The organism is Streptomyces sp. 13-12-16, from assembly GCF_002114215.1.
In the GTDB taxonomy this organism is placed as follows: Bacteria; Actinomycetota; Actinomycetes; order Streptomycetales; family Streptomycetaceae; genus Streptomyces.
This window is the reverse complement of the sequence record NZ_NCTE01000211.1, coordinates 3771-6686: the sequence shown is the minus strand read 5'-3', so window position 1 is coordinate 6686 and position 2916 is coordinate 3771. Positions and strand designations below refer to the sequence as shown.

At 72.6% G+C, this 2916-nt stretch carries 3 protein-coding genes; all 3 read left to right on the top strand.

What is annotated here, in order from left to right:
• Nucleotides 1-1211, top strand: a 1211-nt coding sequence (locus B7767_RS09710; protein WP_085571834.1) for a sensor histidine kinase, incomplete at its 5' end; no start/stop codon positions are given.
• On the top strand, nt 1208-1873 hold the full coding sequence (locus tag B7767_RS09705; RefSeq protein WP_085571833.1) for a response regulator transcription factor: 666 nt from the start codon (nt 1208-1210) through the stop codon (nt 1871-1873). The genes B7767_RS09710 and B7767_RS09705, both read left to right, overlap by 4 nt.
• A gap of 39 nt (nt 1874-1912) precedes the next feature.
• Nucleotides 1913-2916, top strand: a 1004-nt coding sequence (locus B7767_RS09700) for a cytochrome P450 (RefSeq protein ID WP_085571832.1), incomplete at its 3' end; no start/stop codon positions are given.

The window sequence follows — 2916 nt, the reverse complement described above, 5'->3', positions numbered from 1 at the left end:
CGCCCCGGCGCACGGACGGCCCGTTCGTCCGCCGGCTGCCCGCCCGGCTGCGGTCGGCCGCGCAGCACCTCCCGCACGCGGTGGTGGGGGTGCTGGCGCTGATCGCCCTGTGCGCGGGCGCGGTGGGCGGTGACCTGCCCGGCGGCGACGTACCGGCCCTGCTCACCGGCGTGCTGTGCGCACTCCCGGTGCTCGCCACCCTCGTCCGGCCGGTCGGCGCGTTCTGGCTGTCCCTCGCCGCGACCCCGGTGGTCGCGATCATCAACGGCGGCGGATGGGACTGGCCGTGGATGCCCGGCGCGTTCATCTGCCACCTGGCCGTGCTGGTCGTCGTGGCGCTGCGCACCCGGCCCCGCACCGCCGCCTGGATGTGGGTCCTGACCGCCGCGTACGCCTTCCTCTCGGACGTCTTCTTCGGCGGGTCGTACTACTACACGAACAGCGGGCCCATGATGGTGACGTCCGCGTTCGCCCTGCTCGTGGTCTGTCTCTGGCACGTCAGGCGCACCGCCCAGCAGGAGGTGACCGCCCAGCAGACCGTCACCGCGCACGAACGCTCCCGGCGCACCCTGCTGGAGGAGCGCACCACCATCGCCCGCGAGCTGCACGACGTGGTCGCCCACCACATGTCGGTGGTCGCCATCCAGGCCGAGGCCGCGCCCTACCGGGTGGAGAACCCGCCGCCGGAGCTGGAGCGCGCCTTCCTCACCATCCGGGAGAACGCGGTGGCCGCCCTCACCGAGCTGCGCCGCATCCTGGGCGTGGTCCGCGCCGAGGACTACGAGGCCCCGGACGCCCCGCAGCCCACCCTCGCCGACCTGGACGCGCTGCTGGTCAACGTGCGCGACGCGGGGCTGCGGGTGGAGAAGGTGGTGACCGGCGCGGTGCGGGAGCTGCCGCAGGGGGTGGAGCTGTCGGCGTACCGGATCGTGCAGGAGGCGCTGAGCAACAGCCTGCGGCACGCGCCCGGCGCGGGCGCCCGCGTGGAGATCGGGTACGTCCTCGGCGGCCTCGGCGTGCGCGTCGTGAACGACCCGGCCCCGGAGCCGAACCTGATCAAGCCCTCGCCCGGAGCCGGCCACGGCATCACCGGCATGCGCGAGCGGGTCACCATGCTGAACGGCGAGATGACGGCCGGCCCGACGGACGACGGCGGCTACGAGGTCGCCGTGTTCCTGCCGGTCGCCACGGTGAACGAAGGTGACGCATGACGATCCGTGTCCTGATCGTGGACGACCAGATGATGGTGCGCGAGGGCTTCTCGGTCCTGCTGGGCGCGATGCCCGACATCGAGGTCGTCGGCGAGGCCGTCAACGGCCGGGAGGCGGTGGAGCGGGTCCGCGAGCTCGCCCCCGACGTCGTCCTCATGGACATCCGCATGCCCGAGCTGAACGGCATCGAGGCGACCCGGGAGATCGTCGCCGCCGACGGCACGGCGAAGGTGCTGGTGCTCACCACCTTCGACCTCGACGAGTACGTCTACCAGGCGCTGCGCGCGGGCGCCTCCGGCTTCCTCCTCAAGGACGCCTCCGCCCGCCAGCTCGCCGACGGGGTACGGGTCGTCGCGGCCGGCGAGGCGCTGCTCGCCCCGACGGTCACCAGGCGCCTGATCACCGAGTTCTCCAAGCTGTCCGAGGCCCCGCGCCTGATGCCGTCCGCGCAGGCGGCGTACGGCGACCTCACCGAGCGGGAGACGGAGGTGCTGGTGCTGATCGCGCAGGGCCTGTCCAACGCGGAGATCGCCGGACGGCTGGTGGTCGCCGAGTCCACGATCAAGACCCACGTCAGCCGCATCCTGGTGAAACTGGGCCTGCGCGACCGCACCCAGGCGGCGGTGTTCGCGTACGAGGCGCGGCTGGTCACCCCCGGCTGACCCTGGCCAGGGTGCGGGTCGCCGGGCTAACGTCCGTTCATGACAGCCCTTGACGACCTCGCGTTCGACCCGTGGGACCCCGCGTTCGTCGCCGACCCGTACCCCGCCTACGCCGAGCTGCGGGAACAGGGCCGGGTGCGGTACTTCGAGCCGACGGACCAGTGGCTGGTCGCCCATCACGCGGACGTCTCGGCACTGCTCCGCGACCGGCGTCTGGGACGGACCTACCAGCACCGCTTCACCCACGAGGAGTTCGGCCGCACCGCCCCGCCGCCGGAGCACGAGCCGTTCCACACCCTCAACGACCACGGCATGCTCGACCTCGAACCGCCGGACCACACCCGCATCCGCCGCCTGGTGTCGAAGGCGTTCACCCCGCGCACGGTGGAGCGCCTGCGGCCGTACGTCGAGCAGCTGGCCGGTGAGCTGGTCGACGGTCTGGTGGCGGCGGGCGGCGGCGACCTGCTCAAGGACGTCGCCGAGCCGCTGCCGGTCGCGGTGATCGCCGAGATGCTGGGCATCCCGGAGTCCGACCGGGCGCCGCTGCGCCCCTGGTCGGCGGAGATCTGCGGCATGTACGAGCTGAACCCGCCGGAGGAGACGGCGGCGAGGGCGGTCCGGGCGTCGGTCGAGTTCTCCGACTACCTGCGCGGCCTGATCGCCGAGCGCCGCGAGAACCCCGGCGACGACCTGATCTCGGGCCTGATCGCCGCCCACGACGAGGACGACGACCGGCTCACCGAGCAGGAGATGATCTCCACCTGCGTGCTGCTGCTGAACGCGGGCCACGAGGCCACCGTGAACTCCACGGTCAACGGCTGGTGGGCCCTGTTCCGCCACCCCGACCAGCTCGCCGCCCTGCGCGCGGACCACTCCCTGGTCCCCACGGCGGTCGAGGAGCTGATGCGCTACGACACCCCGCTCCAGCTCTTCGAACGCTGGGTCCTCGACGAGATCGAGATCGACGGCCAGGTGATCCCGAGGGGCACGGAGATCGCGATGCTCTTCGGCTCCGCCAACCACGACCCGGCCGTCTTCACCGA

Excerpts from the sequence above, each read along its gene's own strand:
- B7767_RS09705 (WP_085571833.1), top strand. The coding sequence starts at position 1,208 with ATGACGATCCGTGTCCTGATCGTGGACGACCAGATGATGGTGCGCGAG.